30 protein-coding genes are annotated in these 25,037 nt (G+C 35.8%); 18 read left to right on the top strand and 12 right to left on the bottom strand.

Annotation, left to right across the window (positions count from 1 at the left end; translation table 11 throughout):
• From CIG1485E_RS09515 to CIG1485E_RS05245, 6 genes are all read left to right on the top strand, one after another.
• Positions 1-168, top strand: a complete 168-nt coding sequence (locus CIG1485E_RS09515; protein WP_197408297.1) for a hypothetical protein — start codon at positions 1-3, stop codon at positions 166-168.
• Positions 165-2,186 carry a glycine--tRNA ligase subunit beta gene (gene glyS, locus CIG1485E_RS05265; RefSeq protein ID WP_038454456.1) on the top strand — a complete coding sequence of 674 codons (2,022 nt, stop codon included), beginning with the start codon at positions 165-167 and terminating at the stop codon, positions 2,184-2,186. Before CIG1485E_RS09515 ends, glyS begins: the two co-directional genes overlap by 4 nt.
• The gene (locus CIG1485E_RS05260; RefSeq protein WP_038454454.1) at positions 2,183-3,268 is read left to right on the top strand and encodes a DNA adenine methylase; all 1,086 of its coding nucleotides are present in this window, start codon (positions 2,183-2,185) and stop codon (positions 3,266-3,268) included. Before glyS ends, CIG1485E_RS05260 begins: the two co-directional genes overlap by 4 nt.
• A 174-nt stretch (positions 3,269-3,442) precedes the next feature.
• Positions 3,443-4,798: an adenylosuccinate lyase gene (purB, locus tag CIG1485E_RS05255; protein WP_038454452.1), complete on the top strand. Its 1,356-nt coding sequence runs from the start codon at positions 3,443-3,445 to the stop codon at positions 4,796-4,798.
• Between the two features lie 17 nt (positions 4,799-4,815).
• A complete protein-coding gene (locus CIG1485E_RS05250) occupies positions 4,816-6,219 on the top strand; it encodes an anion permease (protein ID WP_051870933.1) in 1,404 nt (467 codons plus the stop codon).
• Positions 6,220-6,245: 26 nt separating this feature from the next.
• Positions 6,246-7,190: a WYL domain-containing transcriptional regulator gene (locus CIG1485E_RS05245; protein WP_038454450.1), complete on the top strand. Its 945-nt coding sequence runs from the start codon at positions 6,246-6,248 to the stop codon at positions 7,188-7,190.
• Between the two features lie 26 nt (positions 7,191-7,216).
• Here the strand turns inward: CIG1485E_RS05245 and CIG1485E_RS05240 are convergent, their stop codons facing one another.
• Genes CIG1485E_RS05240 through CIG1485E_RS05205 form a run of 8 tightly spaced genes read right to left on the bottom strand, consistent with a single transcriptional unit; the run spans position 7,217 to position 11,684 of the window.
• A complete protein-coding gene (locus CIG1485E_RS05240; protein ID WP_038454448.1) occupies positions 7,217-7,600 on the bottom strand; it encodes a hypothetical protein in 384 nt (127 codons plus the stop codon).
• A complete protein-coding gene (locus CIG1485E_RS05235) occupies positions 7,597-7,851 on the bottom strand; it encodes a hypothetical protein (protein WP_038454446.1) in 255 nt (84 codons plus the stop codon). Before CIG1485E_RS05235 ends, CIG1485E_RS05240 begins: the two co-directional genes overlap by 4 nt.
• 9 nt (positions 7,852-7,860) lie before the next feature.
• Complete coding sequence (locus CIG1485E_RS05230; protein ID WP_038454444.1) at positions 7,861-9,927, bottom strand: heavy metal translocating P-type ATPase; 2,067 nt, start codon at positions 9,925-9,927, stop codon at positions 7,861-7,863.
• Positions 9,914-10,201: an oxidoreductase gene (locus tag CIG1485E_RS05225; RefSeq protein WP_038454442.1), complete on the bottom strand. Its 288-nt coding sequence runs from the start codon at positions 10,199-10,201 to the stop codon at positions 9,914-9,916. Before CIG1485E_RS05225 ends, CIG1485E_RS05230 begins: the two co-directional genes overlap by 14 nt.
• Entirely contained in the window at positions 10,167-10,505 is a 339-nt protein-coding gene (locus CIG1485E_RS05220; protein WP_051870932.1) for a hypothetical protein, read from the bottom strand. Before CIG1485E_RS05220 ends, CIG1485E_RS05225 begins: the two co-directional genes overlap by 35 nt.
• On the bottom strand, positions 10,495-10,758 hold the full coding sequence (locus CIG1485E_RS05215; RefSeq protein ID WP_038454441.1) for a hypothetical protein: 264 nt from the start codon (positions 10,756-10,758) through the stop codon (positions 10,495-10,497). Before CIG1485E_RS05215 ends, CIG1485E_RS05220 begins: the two co-directional genes overlap by 11 nt.
• Positions 10,748-11,362 carry a hypothetical protein gene (locus tag CIG1485E_RS05210; RefSeq protein WP_038454439.1) on the bottom strand — a complete coding sequence of 205 codons (615 nt, stop codon included), beginning with the start codon at positions 11,360-11,362 and terminating at the stop codon, positions 10,748-10,750. The genes CIG1485E_RS05215 and CIG1485E_RS05210 overlap by 11 nt, the downstream gene beginning before the upstream one ends.
• Positions 11,346-11,684 (bottom strand): HMA2 domain-containing protein, encoded by a 339-nt coding sequence (locus tag CIG1485E_RS05205; protein WP_038454437.1) that lies wholly within the window; start codon positions 11,682-11,684, stop codon positions 11,346-11,348. Before CIG1485E_RS05205 ends, CIG1485E_RS05210 begins: the two co-directional genes overlap by 17 nt.
• Positions 11,685-11,889: 205 nt before the next feature.
• On the opposite strand from CIG1485E_RS05205, the gene CIG1485E_RS05200 reads away from it, so the two are divergent.
• From CIG1485E_RS05200 to acpS, 10 genes are all read left to right on the top strand, one after another.
• Positions 11,890-12,099 carry a hypothetical protein gene (locus tag CIG1485E_RS05200; protein ID WP_038454435.1) on the top strand — a complete coding sequence of 70 codons (210 nt, stop codon included), beginning with the start codon at positions 11,890-11,892 and terminating at the stop codon, positions 12,097-12,099.
• A gap of 51 nt (positions 12,100-12,150) precedes the next feature.
• Positions 12,151-12,957, top strand: a complete 807-nt coding sequence (pgp3, locus tag CIG1485E_RS05195) for a peptidoglycan metallopeptidase Pgp3 (protein WP_038454433.1) — start codon at positions 12,151-12,153, stop codon at positions 12,955-12,957.
• 63 nt (positions 12,958-13,020) lie between these two features.
• Positions 13,021-13,467: a Phr family secreted Rap phosphatase inhibitor gene (locus CIG1485E_RS05190; protein ID WP_144242175.1), complete on the top strand. Its 447-nt coding sequence runs from the start codon at positions 13,021-13,023 to the stop codon at positions 13,465-13,467.
• Between the two features lie 3 nt (positions 13,468-13,470).
• Positions 13,471-14,139 (top strand): response regulator transcription factor, encoded by a 669-nt coding sequence (locus CIG1485E_RS05185; protein ID WP_038454431.1) that lies wholly within the window; start codon positions 13,471-13,473, stop codon positions 14,137-14,139.
• On the top strand, positions 14,129-15,250 hold the full coding sequence (locus CIG1485E_RS05180; RefSeq protein WP_038454429.1) for a sensor histidine kinase: 1,122 nt from the start codon (positions 14,129-14,131) through the stop codon (positions 15,248-15,250). The genes CIG1485E_RS05185 and CIG1485E_RS05180 overlap by 11 nt, the downstream gene beginning before the upstream one ends.
• Positions 15,251-15,333: 83 nt before the next feature.
• A complete protein-coding gene (locus CIG1485E_RS05175) occupies positions 15,334-15,957 on the top strand; it encodes a trimeric intracellular cation channel family protein (protein ID WP_038454427.1) in 624 nt (207 codons plus the stop codon).
• 5 nt (positions 15,958-15,962) lie between these two features.
• On the top strand, positions 15,963-17,123 hold the full coding sequence (locus CIG1485E_RS05170) for an aspartate aminotransferase family protein (RefSeq protein ID WP_038454425.1): 1,161 nt from the start codon (positions 15,963-15,965) through the stop codon (positions 17,121-17,123).
• The gene (locus tag CIG1485E_RS05165) at positions 17,120-17,974 is read left to right on the top strand and encodes a fumarylacetoacetate hydrolase family protein (RefSeq protein ID WP_038454423.1); all 855 of its coding nucleotides are present in this window, start codon (positions 17,120-17,122) and stop codon (positions 17,972-17,974) included. The genes CIG1485E_RS05170 and CIG1485E_RS05165 overlap by 4 nt, the downstream gene beginning before the upstream one ends.
• Before the next feature lie 75 nt (positions 17,975-18,049).
• Positions 18,050-18,568 (top strand): flagellar basal body-associated protein FliL, encoded by a 519-nt coding sequence (fliL, locus tag CIG1485E_RS05160; RefSeq protein WP_038454420.1) that lies wholly within the window; start codon positions 18,050-18,052, stop codon positions 18,566-18,568.
• The gene (acpS, locus tag CIG1485E_RS05155; protein WP_038454418.1) at positions 18,565-18,918 is read left to right on the top strand and encodes a holo-ACP synthase; all 354 of its coding nucleotides are present in this window, start codon (positions 18,565-18,567) and stop codon (positions 18,916-18,918) included. Before fliL ends, acpS begins: the two co-directional genes overlap by 4 nt.
• Here acpS and cysK read toward each other — a convergent pair.
• The 3 genes from cysK to CIG1485E_RS05140 are packed head-to-tail and all read right to left on the bottom strand — an operon-like array spanning position 18,909 to position 21,515.
• Positions 18,909-19,823, bottom strand: coding sequence for a cysteine synthase A (gene cysK, locus CIG1485E_RS05150; protein ID WP_038454416.1), 915 nt, complete (start codon positions 19,821-19,823; stop codon positions 18,909-18,911). The genes acpS and cysK overlap by 10 nt on opposite strands.
• 10 nt (positions 19,824-19,833) lie before the next feature.
• Complete coding sequence (locus CIG1485E_RS05145; RefSeq protein WP_081867140.1) at positions 19,834-20,247, bottom strand: RrF2 family transcriptional regulator; 414 nt, start codon at positions 20,245-20,247, stop codon at positions 19,834-19,836.
• Positions 20,244-21,515, bottom strand: coding sequence for an O-acetylhomoserine aminocarboxypropyltransferase/cysteine synthase family protein (locus tag CIG1485E_RS05140; RefSeq protein WP_038454414.1), 1,272 nt, complete (start codon positions 21,513-21,515; stop codon positions 20,244-20,246). The genes CIG1485E_RS05145 and CIG1485E_RS05140 overlap by 4 nt, the downstream gene beginning before the upstream one ends.
• Positions 21,516-21,766: 251 nt before the next feature.
• Between CIG1485E_RS05140 and hcp the strand changes: the two genes are divergently transcribed.
• Positions 21,767-23,101 (top strand): hydroxylamine reductase, encoded by a 1,335-nt coding sequence (gene hcp / locus CIG1485E_RS05135; protein WP_038454412.1) that lies wholly within the window; start codon positions 21,767-21,769, stop codon positions 23,099-23,101.
• Between the two features lie 76 nt (positions 23,102-23,177).
• Here hcp and CIG1485E_RS05130 read toward each other — a convergent pair whose 3' ends face one another.
• Complete coding sequence (locus tag CIG1485E_RS05130; RefSeq protein ID WP_038454410.1) at positions 23,178-23,951, bottom strand: MetQ/NlpA family ABC transporter substrate-binding protein; 774 nt, start codon at positions 23,949-23,951, stop codon at positions 23,178-23,180.
• Between the two features lie 241 nt (positions 23,952-24,192).
• Between CIG1485E_RS05130 and thiD the strand changes: the two genes are divergently transcribed.
• Positions 24,193-24,987 carry a bifunctional hydroxymethylpyrimidine kinase/phosphomethylpyrimidine kinase gene (thiD, locus tag CIG1485E_RS05125; RefSeq protein ID WP_038454408.1) on the top strand — a complete coding sequence of 265 codons (795 nt, stop codon included), beginning with the start codon at positions 24,193-24,195 and terminating at the stop codon, positions 24,985-24,987.
• The last annotated feature ends 50 nt before the right edge of the window (positions 24,988-25,037 follow it).

The following is a 25,037-nucleotide window of genomic DNA, read 5'->3' as shown; positions in this document are numbered from 1 at the left end:
ATGGGCGATTTTATAACTTTTTTGATGTGGGTTTTGACTGTGCTTTTGGTCTTTGTCATGGTAGTGGGATTCAACCGCCAAATGATGGATAAAAACAAGAAAAGAGATGAGATAATGGCTAAAAGAAAAGAGATGAAAGATAAAATAAAAAACGGAGAGAAACAATGAAATTTTTAATAGAAATAGGTGTCGAAGAGCTACCTGCCATTCCTTTTTTAAAGGAACTAAAAAACATAAAACCAAAATGGAAATCTCTTTTAGATGAGTTTGGGCTGGAGAGTGAATTTGGGTTTGATTATACTCCAAGACGTCTTGTTTTAAGTGGTGATATTCCAGAGTTTGCGCCAGATCTTGAGGTGGAAAACATAGGAGCTCCAAAGCAAGTAGCCTTGCAAAATGGCTCTTGGAGTGCGGCTGCAAAAAGCTTTGCAAATAAATGCGGGATAAGCGAGGATGAGCTAAGCTTCAAAGAGATAAAAGGCAAAGAGGTTTTGTATCACAAAAGCGTGGTAAAAGGCAAAGCTACCGATGAATTGCTTCCGGTTATGGTGGATAAATTTATCCATTCACTAAACTTTGGAAAGTCCATGAGATGGGGAAATGGTGAGCATGAGTTTATACGTCCGATTCGCTCACTTGTTTGTATTTTGGGCGAGCGTAGTTTGGATTTTGAGATTTATGGTGTGAGAAGTGGGAAGGCGTTTTATCCACATAGAAAATTTGGCTATGACTTGGTTAAATTTGATAGCATTGATGAGTATTTTGCTAAGCTTGAGCAAAATGGAATAACGCTAAAAAGCGCACTTAGAAAAGAAAAAATCTTAAGCGAGTTTAAACAAATTGAGGCCAAAAGTGGCTTGAAAATCGAGCTTGATTTAGAGCTTCTTGATGAAGTTGTAGCGATCACTGAGTATCCTACGGCGTTGCTTGGAGAGTTTGAAAAAGAGTTCTTAGAAGTGCCAAGCGAAGTCATCATAACTTCTATGAAAGAAAACCAACGCTACTTCCCGCTTCACGACGCCTCTGGCGAGCTAAGCAACCATTTTGTGGTAGTTAGCAACCAAATTTGCGATGATTATTCTTTGATTATTAGAGGAAACGAAAAGGTACTAAGAGCAAGGCTAAGCGATGCTAAGTTCTTTTGGGAGAATGACCTTGCTAGTGAGTTTAGCAGCGAAAAGCTAAAGACCATAACATACCTAACCGAGCTTGGAAGTATGTATGACAAAGAAATCAGAGAGCGTGATATCGCAAGAAGCTTAGCGAAAATTTACGATAGAGAGCTTAGATTTGAGTTTGATGGGGATTATGAGCATGAGCTTGACCGCGCTGTAATGCTTAGCAAGGCCGATCTTACTACTGGCATGGTTTATGAGTTTACAAATCTTCAAGGTGTAATGGGCGGATATTACGCAGCGTACCGTAAGGAAAATCCATTTGTGATTGACGCGATAAAAGAGCAGTATCTGCCTAGTGGCGAGGGTAGTTTATGCCCTAGAACGCTGTTTTCTAGTATAGTTGCCATCTCTTGCAAGCTTGATAACTTGATGGGATTATTTAGTATAAACAAAATCCCAAATGGCAACAAAGACCCTTACGCACTTCGCAGAGCCGCAGCTGGAATCATAAAAATTGTGCTAAATTTAGATATAAATTTCGATGTCAAAAATGTGCTTAACTCTATAAAAAGTAGTTACAAAGAGTTTGATATAAAAGCGCTTGAGAGCTTTATATACGACAGACTTTATACTATGTATGATGCAAATACTTCAGTCATCAAGGCTTGTTTAAATAGCGGCGAGAGCGATTTAAAACGCCTAAATTCAGCCATTTTGGCACTTGATGAAATAAGTAAATCTGATAGTTTCAAAGAAAACTTCTCTACTTTCAAACGTCTAGCAAACATTATCAAAGATAGCGAAATTTTAAGCGTTGATGAGAGTTTGTTTGAAGATGAAAGCGAAAAAGAGCTAAATGCTAAATTTAAAGCTTTAAGCCTTGATGAAAGTGACATTTCAAAATATCTAAATGAGTTATTTGGGCTAAAAGATGCGATAGATAAATTCTTTGATAGTGTGATGATAAACCACGAAAATCCAAATATCAAAGCCAATAGAATCGCCCTAATAGGTCAAATTTACAAGGCGTTTTTGAAGGTCGCAGACATCAAGGAAATCACTTTATGAGTGAAAACTCAGAGTTTTTAAAAGAGCAGCTTATTACTTATCTTGGCAATAAACGCTCTTTATTAGACTTCATTGAAGATGGAATCAAATCTGCTAAAAGTGATCTTGGCAAAGACAAAATCAGCTTTGTGGATCTTTTTAGCGGTTCTGGAGTCGTCTCAAGGCTTGCCAAATCCCATTCTAGCGTGATTTTTGCCAATGATTTGGAGCTGTATTCTAAGGTTATAAATGAGTGTTATCTTTCAAATTTAGATGAAGATTTATCCCAAAATATCAACTTTTATTTTGATAAACTAAATCGGATTTCTAATCTGGAATCTGGATTTATAACCGAGCTTTACGCGCCCAAAAATGAAGAGTGTATCACGCAAAACGACAGAGTGTTTTTCACTAAACGAAATGCCAAATTTATAGACACAATAAGACAAAATATCGACCAAATCCCAGCAAATTTGCAACCATATTTTCTAGCTCCACTTCTCTATCTAGTCAGCAATCATACAAACACAAGTGGCGTTTTTAAGGGTTTTTATAAAGATAAAAGTGGCATTGGCAAATTTGGCGGGAGTGGCGAAAATGCTCTTAAACGTATAAAATCAGATATGAGCTTAAAAAAGCCAATTTTTTCAAATTTCAAATGCGATTACGAAGTCAGCCAAAAAGATGCTTTTGATTTTGCAAAAAATATGCAAAAAGTTGATATCACTTACCTTGATCCACCATACAATCAGCACCCTTATGGCTCAAACTATTTTATGCTAAATTTAGTCGCAAAATACGAAAAACCAAGCGACATAAGCAGAGTTAGCGGGATTCCAAAAGACTGGAATAGAAGCGTTTATAACAAAAAAAAAGAGGCCAGTGAAGCGTTTTTTGAGCTGTTAAATGAGCTAAACTCCAAATACTTGCTAATCTCATTTAACAACGAAGGCTTTATAGACAAGGACGAGTTTTTGCTCAATTTAGCCAAAATCGGCAAAGTATCCTTAAAAGAGCAAAAATACAACGCTTATCGTGGTAGCAGAAATCTCAAATTTAGAAATATTCACGTTTTTGAGCAACTCTACATGGTAAAAAAATAAATTAAAATAATTTTTATACATCACTCAAATATCTAATCTGACGCACTTCATTTGCTTTTAGCAATATTTTATTATCTATTAAATTTGCAAAATATAAATTAAATTAAAAATGGTCAAATTCTGACCGCAAGAGTGATTAAAATTCCATTACAGATTAAATTTAAGGAGAACAAAATGGCTTCAAGTACTATAGATAGTAGAGTTTTTGGTGTGCTTTTTGCAAGTGAAGAGATGAATAAAATTTTTAGCGATGAAAATAGAACACAAAAATGGTTGGACACAGAAGCAGCTCTAGCTAGAGCTCAAGCAAAATTAGGAATCATCACCCAAGAAAGAGCAGATAAAATAACAAAATTTGCTAAAGCTGAGCTTTTGAATTTAGATGAGATAGGCGAGGGCTATAAGAGTTCGATTACTATAGTTCCTCTTCTTAAAGTTTTTAAAAAAGCTTTTGATGATGATAGTGGTGAGTTTGTGCATTGGGGTGCTACAAGCCAAGATATTATGGATAATGGACTTGTACTTCAAATTCGTGAAGCTCACGCACTCATCACAAAACTTTTAACCAAAAGCTATGCTTGGTGTATTGAAATTTCGCAAAAGTATAAAAATACAGTTATGGCTGGCAGAACCCACGTCATACACGCTTTGCCTATAACATTTGGTTTTAAAACAGCGATGTGGGCACAAGAAATTCGCCGTAGTTTAGATAGATTAGAAGAGATAAAACCAAGATTATTTGTAGGGCAACTTAGTGGAGCTGTTGGAACTTTGGCCTCTCAAGAGGGTAAAGGTCTTGAAATGCAACGTCTTATGATGGAAGATCTTGGGCTTAATCAACCAGTGATTTCTTGGCATCCTAGTAGGGATCATATAGCTGAGTATGTAAGTGTTTTGGCTATTATTGCTGGAACTTTAGGAAAAATAGCAAGAGAAATTTTAAGTTTACAAAGAACTGAGATTTGCGAAGTTGAAGAGCCATTTTTTATGGGAAAAGTAGGAAGCTCCACTATGCCACATAAAAGAAATCCACAAGTTTGCGAAGGTGTAATAGCTCAATCTCGCATAGTTCGTTCCCAAGCTCCACTAGCTGTTGAGGCTATGTTTTGCGAAAATGAGCGTGATTGGAGTTGCGAATTAGTAGAATGGGATTGTGTGCCAAAAGCTTCAATCCATTTGGCAAACGCGCTGGAAAGCACAAATGATATTTTGGAAAATTTAATCGTCTATCCAGAGCATATGAAAGAAAATTTAAATAAGCTTAAAGGTGCTATGTTAAGTGAAGCTGTCATGCTACATCTTGGTGAAAAACTTGGTCGTTTATCGGCTCATGGGATAGTTTATGAAGTATGTATGAAAGCTTTTACTGATGGCAAACCTGTGATTGATGATTTGCTAGAGCGTGAAGAGGTGGCGAAATATTTTACAAGAGCTGATCTTGAAGAGATTATGCAACCAGAAAAATATATCGGTTTGAGTGCTGAATTTGTCGATCGCGTGGTTGCAAATAGCAAAGATATTTTGGGTTAAATTTATAAAGGTTTAAAATGAAAAGCAAATTTATAAAAGGCTTTATAATAGTAGCAATCGGTGTTTTGGTATGGTTTTTGCCTCATCCTGATGCAGTGACTACCCAAGCCTGGCATCTTTTTGCTATTGTACTAGCCACTATTTTGGGGTTAATATTACAACCGCTTCCTATTGGGGCGGTTGCGTTTTTTGGAGTTACAATAGCAGTTTTAACAAATGTTATGAAACCAGCCCAAGCATTAAGCGGATATGCAAGTACGACCATTTGGTTAATTGTTTGTGCGTTTATGATTGCAAGAGGTTTTATCAAAACAGGGCTTGGCAAACGCATAGCTTATAAGATTATAAGTTTATTGGGAGATAGTACATTAAAGCTTGGATATTCTATAGTTATAAGTGATGCTATCATCTCTCCTGCTATGCCAAGTAGTGGCGCAAGAGCAGGTGGTATACTTTTTCCTATTGTCAAATCTCTTTCAAGTGCTTTGGGTTCTGAACAAGGTGATACACGCAAAAAAGCTGGTGCGTTTTTTATGCAGACATTATGGCAAGGAAACGCGATAACAAACGGTATGTTTCTTACCTCAATGGCAGGAAATCCACTTATAGCTAGTTTGGCACTAACTACTTTTGGCGTTGAGATTTCTTGGGGACTTTGGGCGATGGGTGCGATAGTCCCAGCCCTTGTTTCTTTGGCTGTGATACCCTACGTACTTTATAAAATTTATCCACCCCAAATAAAAGATTATCCTGAGGGCAAAAAGATAGCAAAAGCCGAACTTGCCAAGCTTGGTTCGCTTAAAAGAAGTGAAATCGTGATGATTTTTGTCTTTATAGGCGCTTTGATTTTATGGGCAACTGGAAGCATCACAGGGCTAAATGCAACAACTGTTGGTATGATAGCAGTTTGTGTTATGCTTGTCTTTGGTGTATTGGAATGGAATGATTTTATTTGCGAAAAAGGCGCTTGGGATACTCTTATTTGGATGGGCTCTTTAATAACATTAGCTGGAGGTCTTTCTAAGCTTGGCTTTGTTACTTGGTTTGCTGGCTGGATGAGTGGCACTATGAGTGGATTTAACTGGACTTTGGTAATGGGAATTTTGGTTATTGTTTATGTATTTACTCATTACTTTTTTGCTAGTTTGACAGCGCATATAACAGCGATGTATGCTACATTTGGAGCAGTTGCAATAGCTGCTGGAGCAAATGGTGTTTTTGTAGCTCTTGTCTTTGCATATGCATCAAATTTAATGATGCCTGTCACTCATTATGGTGGTGCTCCAGCTCCTATTATTTTTGGTGCTGGATATAATACGCAAAATGAGTGGTGGAGGCTTGGCTTTATTATTACTTTGATAAATTTAGCTATATGGATAATAATCGGTTCAGTTTGGTGGAAAGTTTTAGGATTGTGGTAGAATTAGGCTAAATTTAAGGCAAAGCGATGAAAAATAAAAAGATCTTTGAGATTTTGGAGCTTTTGGATGAGCTAACTTCTGGTCGTGAGGTTTTAGTCAAAAACTACGCTATAAAAAGTGGTTTAAGCGAGCGAACTATCAGAAGATATATCCAAGATTTGCGTGAGTTTTTTGGAGAAGATACTATTTTTAGTATTTCTCAAGGCTCATATATATGTAAAAACAAAGAACTTTTTCAACGCTTTGTCGCACCAAATGAGCGCCAAGATGAGAGTGAAAAGCTTATAGATATGCTTCATATTATCAATCCTGGCTTTTCTAAATTTATGCCTCATACTTATAAAAAAGTTGATGACAAACTTAAAAAAGAGCTTGCAAGTGTGTTTTTAATCAAAGGTAGCCCACACGAACAAAGTCCAAATTTAAAGATATTTGGGCTAATACAAAAAGCGATTAAATTTAGACGATATTGCGATTTGACCTATAATGAAACGGTGCTAAAAAATGTTAAAATCATAAAAATCATATATTCTAAAGGCAATTGGCAGCTAGCAACTCTTTGTGATACTCATGAAAATAATGGATATAAGGTGCTTAGGCTATGTTTCATCAAAGATGTCGTGATTAAAAAAGCTCAATTTTATATAGATGATTATACTGAAAATTTTGTTAGAAATAGCGAAACTTTTATGGACGGATATAAGAAAGAGCCTTATGAATGCGTTGTCGCAGTTTCGCCAAATGTCGCAAAATATTTCGAGCAAAAGCGGTTTTTTCATTCACAAAAAATAGTTGGCAAATGCAAAAATGGTTGGGTCAAGATCAGTTATGAGATTACAAGTGATGAGATGATGATTATGCAGCTTAGGCGCTGGTTTCCTGATATGGTGGTTTTAAGCCCAATTAGCTTGCGCGATAACTTTAGTAAAATCCTTGAAAATTACAATAAATCTTTAAATGAATTTGATTAAATTGGTCATTATTTTTGTCTAAAATACTAAAATTTACCTTTAAAAAGCGTCTTTTCGTCTAATTTATAAGCGATTAAAACTTGGTTTTTAATCCCTCTAAAATCTCTTAAATATCCTGCAATTTGTCTAGCCATAGCATCAAATTTAGCCTTTTGCAGCTCTTTTTTGCCTATTAAATTTACCGCTATATCCTCTTGTAACTCGACTTTTGCATCATCTAAATAGCTTCCATAAGCTAGCAAAATATCTTTTTCATTTTGCTCGTTTGGATTCATATATGAAATTTCTATATTATAAGTTTGATTTTCATCTTGAAATGGCACTTGTGGTGCTTCATCTTTTTGAATATTTATATTTTTGGCACAACCAACGTAAAAAATAGCTAATAAAAATGCAAAAAATATCTTCATGTTTTTGAACTCTCCGTGAGTGTTTTACTCTGTTTTTTTAAAAAATTTGCATACTTTGTGCCATAAAGATTAGCATGCCATAAGCTAAATCCAACCATCGCAATTCCAGCTATTGTATGGAGCTTTGCTGATGTTTTGTTTTTGGTATTAAAAGCTGTTATGGTAAGTATGCCAAGGCTTGTTGCCATACAAATTTTAGCAGTTTTTCTTTGAAAATCCAAATTTAGAAGTTTGCCACTTAGTTTTTGCATTTTTATTTCCTATTTTGTTTTTATACTATTTAGCGAATTTAATAGCAGTGCGATTGTCGTTCCGTTGTGGAGTATGGCTGTTTGGATTGGACTGAGTTTTCCAAATGTCGCTCCAAGTAAAATGGCTGAGTTTATGCCAACTGTTGCTTTAAAATTTGCATTTATTTTTGACATTGTTTTATTTGCGATGAGTTTTGCTTTAGATACTGAACATATATCATCTTTTAAAAGGCTTATATCAGCGCTTGCTTTTGCTATATCTGCACCCTTGCTCATACTTATGCCTACATTTGCCTTTACAAGGCTTGGAGCGTCATTTATTCCATCTCCTACGAATGCGACATTTTTCCCACTAGCTCTAAGATCTTCTATGATTTTGGCTTTGTCTGTTGGAAGACAGTTGGCAAAAACCCTATCTATGCCAAGGCTAAGAGCTACATCTTTTGCCTTGCTACTTACATCTCCTGTTAGCATAATGATCTCTTTGACACCGTTTTGTTTTAGCGCTATTAGGCACTCTTTTGCATTAGTTCTAATCTCATCTTTTAGAGATATAACTCCTATGAGTTTTTTATCATAAGCTATAAATAGTAGCGCCAAATCACTGTTTTCAAGCTCGTTTAATCTGTCTTTATGAGCCGAAAAATCAATCATTTCATCATCTTCTAAAAAGTGACGACTTCCTATGATAAGCTCTTTGTTTTTTACAACCGTTCTTACACCATGAGCTACGATAAACTCAACTTCTTCGTGGTGAATATGCTTAAATCCTCTTTGGCGAGCAGCTTTTACTATGGCTTCTGCGACTGGGTGAAAATAGTGTTCTTCAGCACTTGCACTTAAATTTAAAAGCTCATCGCTGCTCAAATTTTTATCAAAACTAATAATATCTGCTACGCTTAGATTGCCGTGCGTTAGTGTGCCAGTTTTGTCAAAAACAAAAGTATCTGCAGCCCCTAGGGCTTCTATAGCCTTTGCGCCTTTTATAAGAATCCCATCTCTTCCGGCTTTGCTAATGCTAGTTTTAAAAGCAACTGGAGTTGCTAGCTTTAAAGCACATGAATAATCAGCTTGCAAAACTGAAGCCATTGCCATTGTGTTTTGGTTAAAGACGTAGCTAAGACCTGCAAGACCTAAAGTGACAGGGACTAGCTTGTTTGCTAATTTTGTGGCTTTTAGTCCGATGTTTGATTTTTCATTTAGACTAGCTTGGATATATTTTTTGATGCGACTTGTTGCGGTCTCATCGCCTATAAGCTCAGCCCAAATTTTAATCCTGCCTTCTTCTACGATAGTTCCACTCATGACTCTATCGCCACGCTCTTTTTTGGTTGGCTGGGCTTCTCCTGTCATGCTTACTTGATTTATGCTAGCACTTCCATCTACGATATATCCATCTATTGCTATGCTTTGTCCAGCACCCACTACTACTATGTCACCGACTTTTATATCTTTTGTATTAATTAGCTTTAACTCTTTTTCGCCACTGCTATTTTTGATCTCGATCCAAGCCTCTTTGACATTTGGTTTGGCTAACTCTTTTATGAGATCGTCACTTTTATGGACTGTGCTTTCTTCTATGTATTCGCCAAGGCTCAAAAGCAAATTTGTGCCATTTGCCGCTGGATAATCGCCTCTTGCAAGGCTCACACCAACTGCTAGAGCTTCTAAACTTTTGCTAGTAAGTCCTTCATGAAGTAGCTCCAAAGCACCTTCTTTAAACAAATTTGATGAGCTATACAGGGTTGCTAGTGCGTTTAATTTGTTGTTATTACTCAGGCTTGTTAGGGCTAGCGTGACAGCTGATTTGTAAATTTCAGATTTGCTAGGAAGATTATTTGCTACTTTTAACTCTTTGATATTTATCGTTTCTAGCGTTTTTAAAATAGAGTTTAAGCCATAATTATAAGTAAAAATTATACTTTTTGCTAGTTTATTTACACGGACACTACTTATTTCATCTAGTTTTAAAATCAGAGCTTCAAGGAGCTTTTCATCACAATCTTTTAAGCTATTTGATGTTAGCCTTACTCTATTGCCAGTGTGACTAACGATTTTAAAGCTATTTTTGGGCATTTATCTCAGCCTTAGCATCTTCAAATCTCTCTTTTAGCTCTTCTGTGCCACTTTGTAAGAGGTTTCCAGCTTTTACTATGGCTTTAAAAAGAGCTTGGCTGGCTTTTTGGTTTGTTAGTACATAAGTCAGCCCAGCACCTATCAAAACGCCTTTTAAAAAGCCAGCCGTGTTGAAATTTTCTGGTATAAAAGGTATCTCTTTTGCAAAGTCATTTATGGTATTATCTACTTTTGAGTTACTATTTTGTTGGTTGTTTAAATATGGATTTGTCATTTGTTTCCTTTATTTTTATAAGTGAGTTTATAAGCCATATTGAGCATATTCCAGCTCCTAAATTTAGAGCTGCACCTGCATAATTTTTCATAACTAAATTATTTGAAGCTGCGATACCAAAACCAGCAGCCGTGCCACTTTCAAGGCTAAATTTAATAGTCTTTTTAAGCGCTGTTTTTGAATCTAGTTTGCCATTTTGCACCAAAGAGTAGTTAAGAGCTCCAGTCCCTATAAATCCTATAAGGCTACCGCTTAAAAAGTTATCCCCAGCTAGTCTTGAAGCCGAAAATAGTCTATTTTGCATCGGTTATTGTCTCTGGTTTTGGTGGTTGTTTTTTGGCTCTGGTTGCTCTTTTTTTTGGCTCTGTTTTTGCGTCTTGGTTTTGGCTATTTAGCGTTTTTACAGCCACATCTTTACCTTTTTGAAAGCCGCATATTAGCTTGTCTTTGATAATTTTTCTGTTATTAAAAGCATATATAGCCAGCCCGCCAAGAGCAACACCTGCGATAAATGGAATTGCCATTTTAAATCCTTTATTTGGAGTATTATTCATCATTTTTTTCCTTTGTGATTTCATTTATAAGCATACCGACTAACCCACCAGCCACAACCCCACCAAAAAATGAGAAATTTGGATGATTTACAAGAGCGTTTATATCTTCTTTTGAGGCATCGCCATTTGCTATTTTTGTGGCTTGGTCTAAGAAATTTTGTATTTGGCTGTTTTCTAGCCAGACGCCATTTATTTGCTCTTTTTGAGTGTCAAATTTAAGCGAATTTAGAGCAGATTTTAGCGCTGGAATGTATTCGTTTGATGATGTAGCCCAAAGTCTAAAAAACAAGTCTTGCTCATCATCTTTTATTAGCTTGCAAGCAGATTCATAAAATTTGATTAATTCAAGCTCGTAATTAATAGCTACAATGAGCTTTTCATCTATAAAATCCGGGTTTAAGACTTGATGAATTTGGTTTTCTAGTTTGTAGTTTTTTTGTTCACTAGTTGTTTTTAAAAGCTGGACTCCATTTTGTTTTATGACTAGAATTTCATCAAAAATAGATATATTTTTAAAATTTGAATATATCAAAATGCCTTTGTATTCGTAGTTGTAAGCAAGATTAAAAATCTGCTCTTTTGAGTAATTTTCAAGATCTGTTTGCATCAAAATCCTTTGCTATTTGATTGATTTTTTGCGAAATTAGCTCCAAATTTACGCCATTTAGTAGATTTATCCAAAGAGCTTCTGGAAATACACTATTATCATAAATGATCGTTACTGAGCCTATAAGCTTGTTAAATTTAACATTTTGTATGCCGTTTATTTTAGATATGATGCTATCAATATCGCTAAAATTTTCTAAATTTATATGAGATTTCATCTCTTTTATACTTGGCAAAACTCTTACTCTTATGCGTCCAGGACTGCTGTGTATGAGTGAGAAATGTGGGATGAGATTTGCTAAAAGCTCTAAATTTGGGTTCATATTTTCTCTTTAATTTTATTTTTAATTTGATTATAGATTATAATAAGCACTATCAAATAAAATATTGAATTGTAGTTAAATTTAACTTAAACAAAAATAATAAAAATAGCTATACATCAATAAAAGATATCAAAATTTTTTATTTTTCCAAGTGAGTTTTAAGGTATTTTAGATATTATTCGCAAAAATAGATAAGGAAAAAGTTTTGACATATGATGAATTAGAAGTAGAAGCAATGGTGCAAGAAGCTTTAGAAGAGTGCGTGGAGTTTGAAAACTTAGACGATGAAGAGCTTTTTGAGCTTATTGAAAATGTAAAAAATCTCACAGGAAGTGACGCTGAAGAGGCGTACGAATATCTAAGTCAATACTCGCCAATAAGCAGGAAAAGATTTGTGGCTTTGTACTATGTGTGATGCAAATTTAAAGTTAAAAATGGTATGATTTTCTAAAAATAAAGGGAGTTTATGAGAAAAATACTGTTTCTTTTATTATTTTTTTCATTTTCATTTGGTGCAAGTATCACAAATGGAGAGATTGAGATAATAACCATAGAATCACAATACGCTGGCAATTTAAGCGTAAATGACAAAAAATTGCCGTGGATACCACATCCAACACAAAAAAATCAAAAAATAGCATTTATTCCAGCAGGATATTATGATACAAAAGGTATCACCGTCACAAACTCTTTAAACGGTGTAAGCGGAAATTTCGAGTTTGATATAGCTAAAAAAAACTACAAAAAAGAAAAAATCACAGTCGATAATGCAAAAGTAAATCCGCCAAAATCAGTCTTAAAACGCATAGCCAAAGAAAAAAATGAAGCAAATGCGATATATAGAGTTTTTGGGGATAATTTGTATTTTGATAGCAAATTTATGGCTCCTATGAATAGCTTTGTCACAAGTGAGTTTGGGACTGCTAGGGTTTTTAATAATCAAGTAAAAAGCTATCATAGCGGTATGGATTTTAGAGCTCCTATAGGTCAAAACGTGCTAGCTGCAAATGATGGAATCGTAAAGATAGCAAAAGATAGGTATTACGCAGGAAACGGCGTAGTTATCGATCATGGCGGTGGGATTTACACACAGTATTATCATTTGAGTAATTTAAATGTAAAGGTTGGCGATAAGGTCAAAAAGGGCGATATAATAGGGCTTAGTGGAAATAGTGGACGGGTCAGTGGCCCACATCTTCATTTTGGCGTGATGGTTAGTGGAGTACAAGTAAGTCCAGTTGATTTCATAGAAAAAATCAACGGTTTGTTTTAAATTCACAATGACTAAACAAATTTGTTTTATAATTCCAACATATTTCAAGAAAAAGGATATGAAATGAAAAAGATTTTATCAGCAGTTTTAGCTGCGTCAGTACTTGGCACTTTGGCGTTTGGAGCAAATAATCAAGCTATAGAGCTTAGCAATAAAATGTTTGCAGCAAAAAAAGATGCTAGCGCAAAAGAATTACAAATAAGAGATGTTTGCACTAAAATGCATAATGAAATATTTGAAGTTACAAAAAATATGACTCCAGCTCAATCAGATGACTTTTGGAAAGAGTTCCAAATGCAAATGAGAAAAAATATGGCAACTTTAGGCAAAGACGAATACTTTAATCCAAGAGTTTGCAGAGGTATCATGAAAAAACAAGGCATGAGAAATTGTGGCTCAAATATGGGTGCTGGTATGGGTCAAGGAATGATGAATTGTGGCTCAAATATGGGCGCTGGTATGGGTCGTGGCATGGGAGCTGGAATGAACCCAAACTGTCCAAATAGATAATACATGAATAAAATTCTCGTCCTAGAAGATGAGCCAATGCTTCAAGATATGATGAGTTCATATCTTGAAAGCTCTGGTTATGAAGTTGTCTCAACTGATAATTATGAAGAGGCTTTGAGCTTAGCTTATGAGAGTAAATTTGACCTTTTCATCTTTGATGTCAAGATTACCCGTGGCAATGGATTTGAGCTTTTAGATGAGCTAAGAAATAGCGGAGTAGGGACTCCTTGTATATTTGCCACGTCGCTAAACGCGATGAGTGATGTCACAAGCGGCTTCAAAGTCGGCTGCGATGACTACATAAAAAAGCCTTTCGAGCTTGCTGAACTGCTTCTAAGAGTTCAAAACATACTAAAAAGAAACTTCAACCACAATCAAAATGATGAGTTTATAACCATAAATAATGAACTCAAATTTGACATACTTCAAAAACGCCTTTTAAAGGGTGATAAAATGGTGCCACTGGCTAAAAAAGAGAGTGAGCTTTTAGCGCTTTTTTTGAAAAACAAAAACACTATTCTAACCAGAGATGATATTTATTCGCAAATTTGGGATATGGGCGAAATGCCAAGTGAGCTAAGCCTTAGGGTCTATATAAGAAATCTAAGAAAAATAATCGGAAATGAAAAGATCATAAGTCACTCAAAGCTTGGATACGAATATGTCTCATAAAAAATATATACTACCTATATTTTTACTTTACACTATCACGAGTACTATGTTTTTGGTGTTTTTTGCGGCATTATATTATCATAACGCAAAAGAAGATATTTTCAAAAAAACTGCAAAAGATATGAGGTCGTTTGCAAATGAGATTGAGTTTATGCTAAAAGTAAATGGTGGCACAAACGAAATATTAAATTTGCAAAGCGAATATGAGATAAATTTGTTTGATTTAAGGGCTAAAGAGTTTATAGTTAAGAGCTTTGATAAGCCTAAATTTAACGATCGCTTTTATTCTGATGAAAATTTTATGTATTATAGCAGCGATATTCACACTAGAAGAAGGGCTATAAATTTGATTTTGGATATCAGGACACAAAATCCAATGGAGCAACTAAACGAGCTTAAAATAAAGATAACTATCATAAGTTTGTTCGTTTTGCTTTTTATTTCAGTCATTGCCTATTTCATCGTGAAATTATCGTATTTGCCACTTTTAAGACAGATCAAAACACTAAATAACTTCATCACAGACACAACTCATGAGATAAATACGCCTCTAAGCGTGATACTGATGAGCGTAGAAATGTTTGAAAAAAATCCACAAAAATACCTAGAAAATATAAAAATTGCATCAAAAACTTTGTCAAATTTATACAACGATTTGGCGCTAAATCTTAAAAGCGAACCAAATCAGCTTAAAAATATAAATGTAAAAGATGTTGTTTTAGAAAGTGTGAAGATATTTGAAATGAGTGCCACAAACAAAAATATCAAATTTAATCTAAATTTAGAAGATATAAAACTAAACTCAGACCAAATAAAACTCAAAAAAATCATAGATAATCTCATCTCAAATGCCGTAAAATACAGCTTTAAAGACAAAACTATAGATATAAGTTTAAATGCAAAAAACTTCCAGATAACAAACTATGGCGAAACTATAAAAAAAGAAAATCTTAGCAAAATTTACGATAAATTCAGACGTTTTGATACGCAAAACGGTGGTTTTGGTATCGGGCTTAGTCTTGTGAAAAGATACTGTGATGAGCTTGGATTTGATATTTCTTGTCAAAGTGATAGCAATAAGACCGAATTTAGCGTAAAATTTAACAAGTAAATTTAGGTCTTTAAATAAATTTTTTTATATTAATCTTATATGTTTCATTGTAAAATACAGCAAAAATTACCAAAAGTAGGCAAATGGAAGCATTTTTGATAGCTGAATACGTAGGCATTGCATCAGCGGCACTTAGTGGATTTTTGTTTGGTATCAAGAGGGGTTGTGACTGGCTGGGCGTGTTTTTGGCAGCATTTTTGACTGCGCTTGGCGGTGGGCTTATGAGAGATGTGATCGTGGGTCGTCCAGCTTATTCATTTACGCATTTTATGCCTGTGCTTATAGTTTTGTGCGTGATGGTGATTGCGATTTTATTCAAACTGCACCACGAAAAAAGGCATGGTTTGGAGAAAAAATTTATCTTCATTATGACTGACGCTGTCGATGTTATCAGCTTTTCTATAGTTGGCGCTATCGTCAGCATTGAGTATGGGCTAAACATCTTTGGAGTGATTTTAGTGGCGTTTTTTAACGGCGTTGGCGGTGGTATTTTAAGAGATGTGCTTTTAAACGAAGTTCCTTGGTTTTTGAAAACTGGGCTTTATGGAACTATTAGTATGGCGATGGGCTTTATTTATTATTTTATGGATTTGGCAGGATTTACAAATATATACTGGGTAATGTTATTATTCGTTTTTGGGATCATTTTTCGACTTGTGGCGTATTATAAAAACTGGGGATTGCCACAAATTCACTATAAGGAGTAGTTGTTATGTTAATGCAAAATTATGCTAGGGTAAATTTAGGATTTAAAAAGGGCAAAGGCGCTGTTTTATGGGACTTTGATGATAAAGATTATATAGATTTTGGAAGCGGGATAGGGGTGTGTTCTTTAGGTCATTCACACAAAAAACTTGCAAAAACTATATCAAAACAAGCCCATACTCTTTTGCATACTTCAAATATATACCAAATCAAACCGCAAGAGAAATTAAGCGATAAAATGTGTGAGCTCTTAAGAGAGCCGTATTATGTTTTTTTCGCAAATTCTGGAGCTGAAGCAAATGAGTGCGCTATAAAACTAGCTAGAAAATATGGCAATTCTTTTAAAGAAAAAAAATACGAGATTTTCTCTTTAGCAAACTCATTTCACGGCAGGACAATCGCTACTTTGAAGCTTACAGGACAAGAAAAATTTCATCCAAACGACTTCGCTCCATATCCTGAAGCGTTTAAGTTCTTTGGTAGTATTGATGAAATCATCGCAAATCTAAGCGACAAAACAGCAGCTGTAATGGTGGAGCTTGTCCAAGGTGAGGGTGGCATAAATCCTCTTGATAAGGCTGATATTCAAAAACTTGCTAAAGTGTTAAAAGAGAAGAAAATTCTCTTTATCACCGATGAGGTTCAATGTGGAGTTTATAGGACTGGAGAGTTTGTCACTAGCCAGATTTATGGTGTGAGTCCAGACATCATAACCTTTGCCAAAGGTCTTGGCGGTGGCGTTGCGATGGGTGCTTGTGCTAGTAAAGAAGATATATTTAAATTTGGCGATCATGGAAGTACTTTTGGTGGAAATTTCCTAGCTACGACTGCTGGAATTTGTGTTTTAGATGAGCTTGAAAAGCTAAAAGTAGACGGCAAATTAGACGAAACTATAAGCGAATTTGAGGCTATGCTTGATAGCTTGGTTGAGAGATTTCCAAATTTATTTGTCAAAAGAGTAGGGCTTGGACTTATGCAAGGCTTAGTGCTGAAAAATCCAGAAAATTTAGGCAAAATATTTACAAAAGCTATGGAAAATAGGGTGCTTATCTTGAAATCTGGCAAAGATACTTTAAGATTCTTGCCGCCATTAAATATCACAAAAAAAGAGATAAAAAAAGGCTACAAAAGGCTGCTTAAAACATTAAAAGATAAGGAACTAGCTTGAAACTGCTAACTTATAGTTTGGGCGGCGTTGATAAAGTTGGAGTGATAGGAGCTGATGGTAGTATCATCGAAGTGCCAGCCAAATCGATGCTTGAAGTGGTTTGCATGGGCGATGAAGAGCTAGCTAAAATCAAAGCTTTGAGCCTTAAAAGCGGTGGCTTATCCTATGAAAGTATCACAAAAAGAGCTCCAGTGCCATTTCCTGCTCAAGATATAATCTGTCTTGGGATTAATTACATGGAGCATGCCATTGAGTCGTATAAATTTAAAAAAATCGAGTTTGATGGCAAAAGAGAGTATCCAGTATATTTTGGCAAAAGAGTAAACGAAGCTGTGGCAAATGGGGATGAAATACCATCCCATAGCGATATAACTGACACGCTAGACTATGAGTGCGAACTAGCTCTTATCATCAAAAAAGATGCCAAAAACGTATCAGAACAAGATGCAAATGAGTATATATTTGGCTGGACAATCATAAATGATATAAGCTCACGTGATATCCAAAACCGCTACAAACAGTGGTATTATGGTAAAAGCCTAGATAATAGCACTCCAATGGGGCCTTGGATCGTGACAAATGATGAGCTAGATACTTCAAGCCTAGATATCAAATCATACATAAATGGTGAACTTAGGCAAAACTCAAACACATCAAAGCTAATCTTTAATCCAAGTTATATCATCAGCGATTTAAGCAAGGGAATGACACTAAAAGCTGGAACAATCATATCTTTAGGGACGCCAAGTGGTGTTGGTATGGGATTTACTCCACCAAAATACCTAAAAAGTGGCGATGAGATAGTCTGCTACATACAAGGCATAGGCGAATTAAAAAACAGAGTGAAATAAATTTGATTTTTTGCCGATTTTACTAAAATTAGTATCCAAATTTGGCATATTATAGATTATTATAAAAGGAAATTTATGGCAGAAGAAGTAAAAGAAGAGAAGAAAAAAGGCGGAAACGTCCTTTTAATAGCTATAATAGCTATACTTGTATTTTTGTTATTTATAGGTGGTTTGGTTGCGTTTTTGATGCTGAGCTCTGATGAGCAAGCAGCGACTCCTACGGCTACGACTGCAGCCCCAGCAGGACAGCCAGCTCCAAGCCCAAAACAACGCTCAAATGACTTTTTTAACGTAGGTCCAATGTATCCTATGGAGCCATTTTTGGTAAATTTACTTAGCGAAAGCGGGAGTAGATTTCTCAAGACTACTTTAAATTTAGAGCTTAGCGAAGAGACTTTGACTCCTGAAATAGACAAGAAAAAGCCTCTGATTAGAGATATCATCATCAGAACCCTTTCATCAAAAACTTACGAAGATGTAAGCACCATAAAAGGCAAAGAAAGGCTCAAAGATGAAGTTGTCACAAAGATAAATGAAACCCTAAGAGATGGCTACATCAAAAACGTATATTTTACTGATTTTATCGTGCAATGATAGGAATCGATATAGTAAAAATAGATAGAATTTCATCCACGAAGGCTAAATTTGGGGATAAATTTCTTTCTAAATTTCTTTGTGAAGAAGAGATAAATCTAGCTAAAAGTGATGCTAGTTTAGCTGGATTTTGGGCTGCAAAAGAGGCTATAAGCAAGGCTTTGGGGTGTGGGATATCTGCTGAGTTTGGATTTTTGGACGCTGAAATTTACAAGAGCCAAAAAGGCGCTCCGATGATTAAATTTAGCAAAGAAATTGTGGATAAATTTAGGATAAAAAGCTCAAGCCTAAGCATCACTCACGATGGCGGATTTGCCATCGCAGCAGTGATTATAGAAACTTATTCATAGATTCCAGTAGATAAATATCTCTCGCCAGTATCGCAAAGTATAGTTACTATTGTTTTGCCTTTGTTCTCTGGTCTTTGAGCGATTTGTGAAGCTGCATAGACATTTGCTCCACTTGATATTCCTACTAAAAGTCCCTCTTTTTGTGCTAATTCTTTTGCGCTTCTAGTTGCATCTTCGTTTACTATAGTAAAAAACTCATCAATGATATTTTTGTTTAAGTTTTTTGGCACGAAATTTGCCCCTATGCCTTGTATGGCGTGTGGACCAGCTTCACCTTTGCTAAGAAGTGGCGAGCTTGCAGGTTCTACTGCTATTATTTTGACATTTGGATTTTTGGCTTTTAGGATTTCGCCGATTCCACTCACTGTCCCACCAGTACCAAATCCAGCTACAAATATATCGACTTTGCCATCAGTAGCCTCTAGTATTTCAAGCGCTGTTGAGATTTTGTGAGCTTCAGGGTTTGCTGGATTGTCAAACTGGCTTGGGATAAAGCTATTTGGCGTCTCATTTGCTAGTCTATTTGCCTCATCTACCGCGCCTTGCATTCCGTATTTTGGGTCAGTTAAAACAAGTTTGGCACCAAATGCTTTTAGCAGTTTTTGTCTCTCTACACTCATTGAGCTTGGCATAGTAAGTATCATTTTAAGCCCAAGATGAGCGCAAACCATAGCTAGACCAACTCCTGTATTTCCGCTTGTTGGCTCTATTATCACGCTATTGTCTTTGATTTTGCCCTCTTTGATAGCTGTGTTTATCATATTTAGCGCTATTCTATCTTTTACAGAGTGAGCTGGGTTTAAAAACTCACACTTTGCAAGTATAGTTGCATCATTGCCAAATTTGTTTATTTTTACTAACGGAGTTTTACCTATAAGCTCTGTTACATTGTTTGCTATATTCATCATATATCCTTTATATAACGTAATTTAAATATTTTTTTGCTTGATTTTGATAATCTTCAAAGCTGCTAAGTGGTTTTGAAAATAGCTCGATTAATTTTTCGTTGTACTCTTTAAAAAATATATCGTATGAGCTATTTTCCATCTTTATAGATGTTAGACAAAAGTCGTTTTCTAAGGCGTTAAAAATATCATAAAATGTGATTTCATCAAGTGTTTTGACAAGATAATATCCACCTCTAAAGCCCTTTATGCTGCTTACAAAGCCACTATTTCTAAGTGTGTTTAAAACTTGTTCAAGGTAGTTTCTTGAAACTCCTATGTTTTTTGAAATATCATTTAGTGAGACGGGGTTTTTTTGATCTCCTTTTGAGATTTCGCATATGGACATCAGCCCATATGCTCCTTTTGTGCTTAATAAACTCATTTCATCGCCTCTTCAAGATCGCTTATCAGATCTTTTGCGTTTTCAAGTCCTATGCTTAGTCTGATAAGTCCTCCACCAATACCAGTAGCTTTTAGCTCTTCATCGCTTAGTTGTTGATGAGTTGTGCTAGCTGGATGAGTGATGATAGATTTGCTATCGCCTATATTTACAACCACGCTAAATATTTTTACTTTGTTTAAAATACTTGCCGCAGTCTCTTTATCGCCCACATCAAAGCTCAAAAGACCACTAGCAAGACCGCCAGTGAAATTTGCTTTTACATATTGATTAAGTGGTGAGCTTTCAAGCCCTGGATAGTTCACGCTTTTTACTTTTGGATGATTTTCTAAGAATTTAGCAACTTCTAGCGCATTTTTAGAATGCTCTTTAACTCTTATGCTTAGAGTTTCTAGTCCTTGGATAAGTTGCCAAGCATTAAATGGCGACAATGTAGCTCCAATGTCTCTTAAAAGAGTGAGTCTGATTCTTAGTGTGAAGATATCAAATACGCTCGCAATGTCAGCATAAACTAAGCCGTGATAGCTCTCATCTGGAGTGTTGAAATGCTCATATCTGTCGTTGCCAACAAGCTTGTCGTTTAAGCCCTCTGAGCTCACTACCACTCCAGCGATGCTAAGTCCTTGACCGCTCATGTATTTGCTCGCGCTGTGAGTTACTATATCTACGCCTTTTAGAAGTGGGTTAAACAAAACTGGAGTAGCTACAGTGTTGTCTGCTACAGTCACGATGTTATATTTGTTTGCTACTTCTACTATTTTTTCTAAATTGGGTATGGCGATTTGTGGGTTTGACAGTGTTTCAAAAAATATAGCTTTTGTGTTTGCATCTATCAAGCTCTCCAAATCCTCAGCTGTATCTGAGTCAAAAACTCTTGCTTCTATGCCAAATCTTTTTATAGTGTGAGTTAAAAGCGTTGTCGAACCACCATAAATTTTATTTGAAATGATGATATTATCGCCAGCTTCGGCTAAATTTGCTATTGCAAAAAATGTAGCTGCTTGACCGCTAGATGTGCTTATGGCTGCACGTCCTGCTTCAAGAGCTGCAACTCTTGCTTCAAAAACGTCTAAAGTCGGATTCGTAAGGCGTGAGTAAATTTGACCAAGTTCTTTTAGTGCAAATCTATTTGCTGCAGTTTCGCAACTACCAAAATCATAAGCCGTTGTCTGATAAATAGGAACTGCCATAGAGCCAAATCCCTCTTTTGAGTTGTAACCAAAGTGTGTTGCTAAAGTCTCTTTTTGCATGTGAAGCCTTTCATATATTTAAATTGATGTTGGGATTTTAGCAGAAAATATATATAATGTCAAGTATATTCATATAAATAGTATATTATTTTTTATAAAATGCTAAAAATAGGCGTATTTTAAAATATATTAAATAGATATTATTTATTTTATAAATAGTTAAATTATATACTATAATCTTGATTAATATCAATAAATTTTACTCAAAACTTCCCTACAATGGCAAAATGATTTTATATAAAAGGATAAAAATGAGTAAAGAAGAATTAGAAATGTTTTGTCATCAGTGCCAAATGAGCGCACCAGGAGGTTGTGGTAGCAAAGGGCAAAGTATGGGAACTTGCGGTAAAGATAGTACTCTTGCAAGGCTTCAAGATATGATGATTTTTGGGCTAAAGGGCATGAGCGCTTATCGTCACCACGCTAGCGAGCTTGGAGCTGATACAAAAAGCGTCGATGATATCATCTCTAAGACGCTGTATTTTACGCTGACAAATATGAACTTTAACTTTGATGAGCATATAGCTCAGCTTCTTGAAGTAGGCAAGGGTGGCGTGGAAGTCATGGATATCCTAAGCAACGCCCATACGAGCAAATTTGGTATCCCAAGTCCAGTAAGAGTAAGCCAAAACAAAGCAAGTGGCAAGGCGATTTTGGTAAGTGGTCATAATCTCCACGCCTTAAAAGCTCTGCTTGAGCAAACTGATGGCAAAGGGATAAACATCTACACTCACTCAGAGATGCTTCCAGCTCATGCCTATCCAGAGCTAAATAAATTTAGCCACCTAAAAGGCAATATCGGCAAGGCGTGGTTTGACCAAACTAAGCTATTTAATGAGTTTAAGGGTGCGATTTTGATGAGTACAAACTGCATCGTGCCACTTCGCAAAAACTGCGAGTACGGCGATAGACTTTTTGGCTATGATATCGCTGGGACGCAGGGCGTGACACATATAAACGGCGATGATTTTAGCCCACTCATTGCTAAGGCTTTGAGCTTGCCTGATGTGAGTGGGTTTGATAGTGATGAGACGATAGTCACAGGACATCATTATAAGGCGGTTTTACCTATGGCTGGTGAGATTTTAGAAGCTATAAAAAGTGGCAAGATAAGAAGATTTTTCGTGATAGCTGGGTGTGACGCTCCTGGAAATAGTAGGAATTATTACAGAGAGCTTGCCCTATCTTTGCCAAAAGATTGCGTGATTTTGACTTCAAGTTGTGGTAAATTTAGATTTAATGATGTTGATTTTGGGTTTATTGATGGCACAAATATTCCACGTTATCTTGATCTTGGTCAGTGCAATGACAGCAATGGCGGGGTCAAAATCGCTATGGCTTTAAGCGAGGCTACTGGCATAGCGATCAATGATCTGCCACTTTCAATAGTGCTTATGTGGATGGAGCAAAAGGCTATCATAATCTTACTTGCGCTTTTATATCTTGGTGTGAAAAACGTCCATATCGGGCCGACTTTGCCTGAGTTTGTTAATGAAGATATATTAAATTTCTTAGTGGATAAATTTGGAATTGGTCTTATAAGTGGCGATGCGAATGCAGATCTAAAAAGATATCTTGGTGAGTAAATTTAGTGAGAGTAAATTTGGATTGCAAATTTAGATTATAAGCAAATTTGGGTGAGTTTCACCCAAATTTAACTGATTAAAACGCAGGAACGATTGCGCCTTTGTATTTTTCAGCGATGAATTTTTTCACGCCTTCAGCGTTTAGAGCTTTGTCAAGAGCTTTTATACTAGCTTTGTCTTCATTACCTTTTTTGACAACCAAGATATTTACATAAGGGCTGTCTTTGCTCTCAAGCACAAGAGCGTCTTTAACTGGATTTAGATTCGCATTCATTGCGAAGTTTGTGTTGATAACTGCTATTTCTACATCATCTAAAGTTCTTGGAAGTGTTGCAGCCTCAAGCTCTTTAAATTTAAGATTTTTAGGGTTTTTAGTGATGTCAAGTGGAGTGCGAAGTTTGGCATTTTGATCGACTTCGATAAGTTTTGCACTTACTAAAACATCAAGCGCGCGGCTTTCGTTTGTAGGGTCGTTTGGTATGCTTACAGTTGCACCATCTTTTAGCTCGTTTAGTGATTTGATTTTTTTACTATAAACGCCCATTGGCTCAAGATGAACGCCGACAGTTTTTATAAGATGAGTTCCTTTGTTTGCATTAAACTCATTCAAATATGGTATATGTTGAAAGTAGTTTGCATCAAGATCGCCATCTTCAACGGCTAAATTTGGTATAACATAGTCGTTAAATACCTTGATTTCTAGGTCATATCCAGCTTTTTTAAGCTCTGGTTTGACAAACTCCAAAATCTCAGCGTGAGGAACTGGTGTAGCTCCGACTTTTATAACTTCAGCAAGTGCCGCACTTATAAGGCTAGAAGCCACTAATGCACCAACAAGTATTTTTCTCATATTATCTCCTTTTTAAATATAAATTGGCGTATTATACAAAAAAGTTTTTAATAATGCAAGTAGTTTTATATGGTTTTATAAAATATCATATAAATTTATGATAAAAAGGGCATAAAGACTTATATATCTTATAAGTATATTTAACTAAAATAAACCATTATAATATACAATAAACTAATAAAATAAAAATAGGATAGTTTAACTCTAATTTGATATAATAATCAAAAATTTAAGGATAAATATGCAAAAGATTTTGACTATCGCTGGGTCTGATTGTAGTGGCGGGGCTGGAATTCAAGCCGATATCAAGACTATCACAGCTCACAAAATGTACGCGATGAGCGTCATCACTGCACTTACAGCTCAAAACACAATGGGCGTTTATGGAGTGCGCGACGTGGAGGCTGGCTTCGTGGCAGCTCAGATTGAGGCTTGTTTTAGCGATATTATCCCTGATGCAGTAAAAATCGGAATGGTCTCAAATGAAGCTATAGTCGGGCAAATAGGCATAAATCTGAAGAAATTTAATGCAAAAAATATCGTCGTAGATCCAGTCATGGTAGCTACAAGTGGCGGCAAACTCATAAGCGATGAAGCCATAAAATGCGTGGTTAGTGAGCTTTTTAGCCTAGCAGACATCATCACGCCAAATTTGCCAGAAGCTGAGGTTCTTGCAAATATGAGTATAAAAAGCGTGGAAGATATGAAAAAAGCCGCTCTAAATTTGGCTCAAATTTGCAAGGGTGCAGTCCTTGTAAAAGGCGGTCATTTAGAGACAAACGCAGTGGATATTTTGTACTCTAACGGCGAGTTTAGCACCTTTGAAGCGCCAAGAATCGAGACAAAAAACACTCACGGCACAGGATGCACGCTATCAAGCGCTATAGCTTGTGGTTTAGGGGCAAATCTTGATATAAAAACAGCGGTGGCTAGAGCTAAAGAGTTTGTCTCAAACGCCCTAAAAACCGATATAAAAATAGGGCAAGGAAACGGCGCGATAGATCATTATTTTAGGATAAATAAGATTTTTGATTAAAGTTTGATAAATTAAATTTAACTTATTTGTCATTGCGAACGAAGTGAATC

The organism is Campylobacter iguaniorum (assembly GCF_000736415.1).
Classification (GTDB): domain Bacteria; phylum Campylobacterota; class Campylobacteria; order Campylobacterales; family Campylobacteraceae; genus Campylobacter; species Campylobacter iguaniorum.
This window is presented reverse-complemented; position numbering and strand designations above follow the sequence as displayed.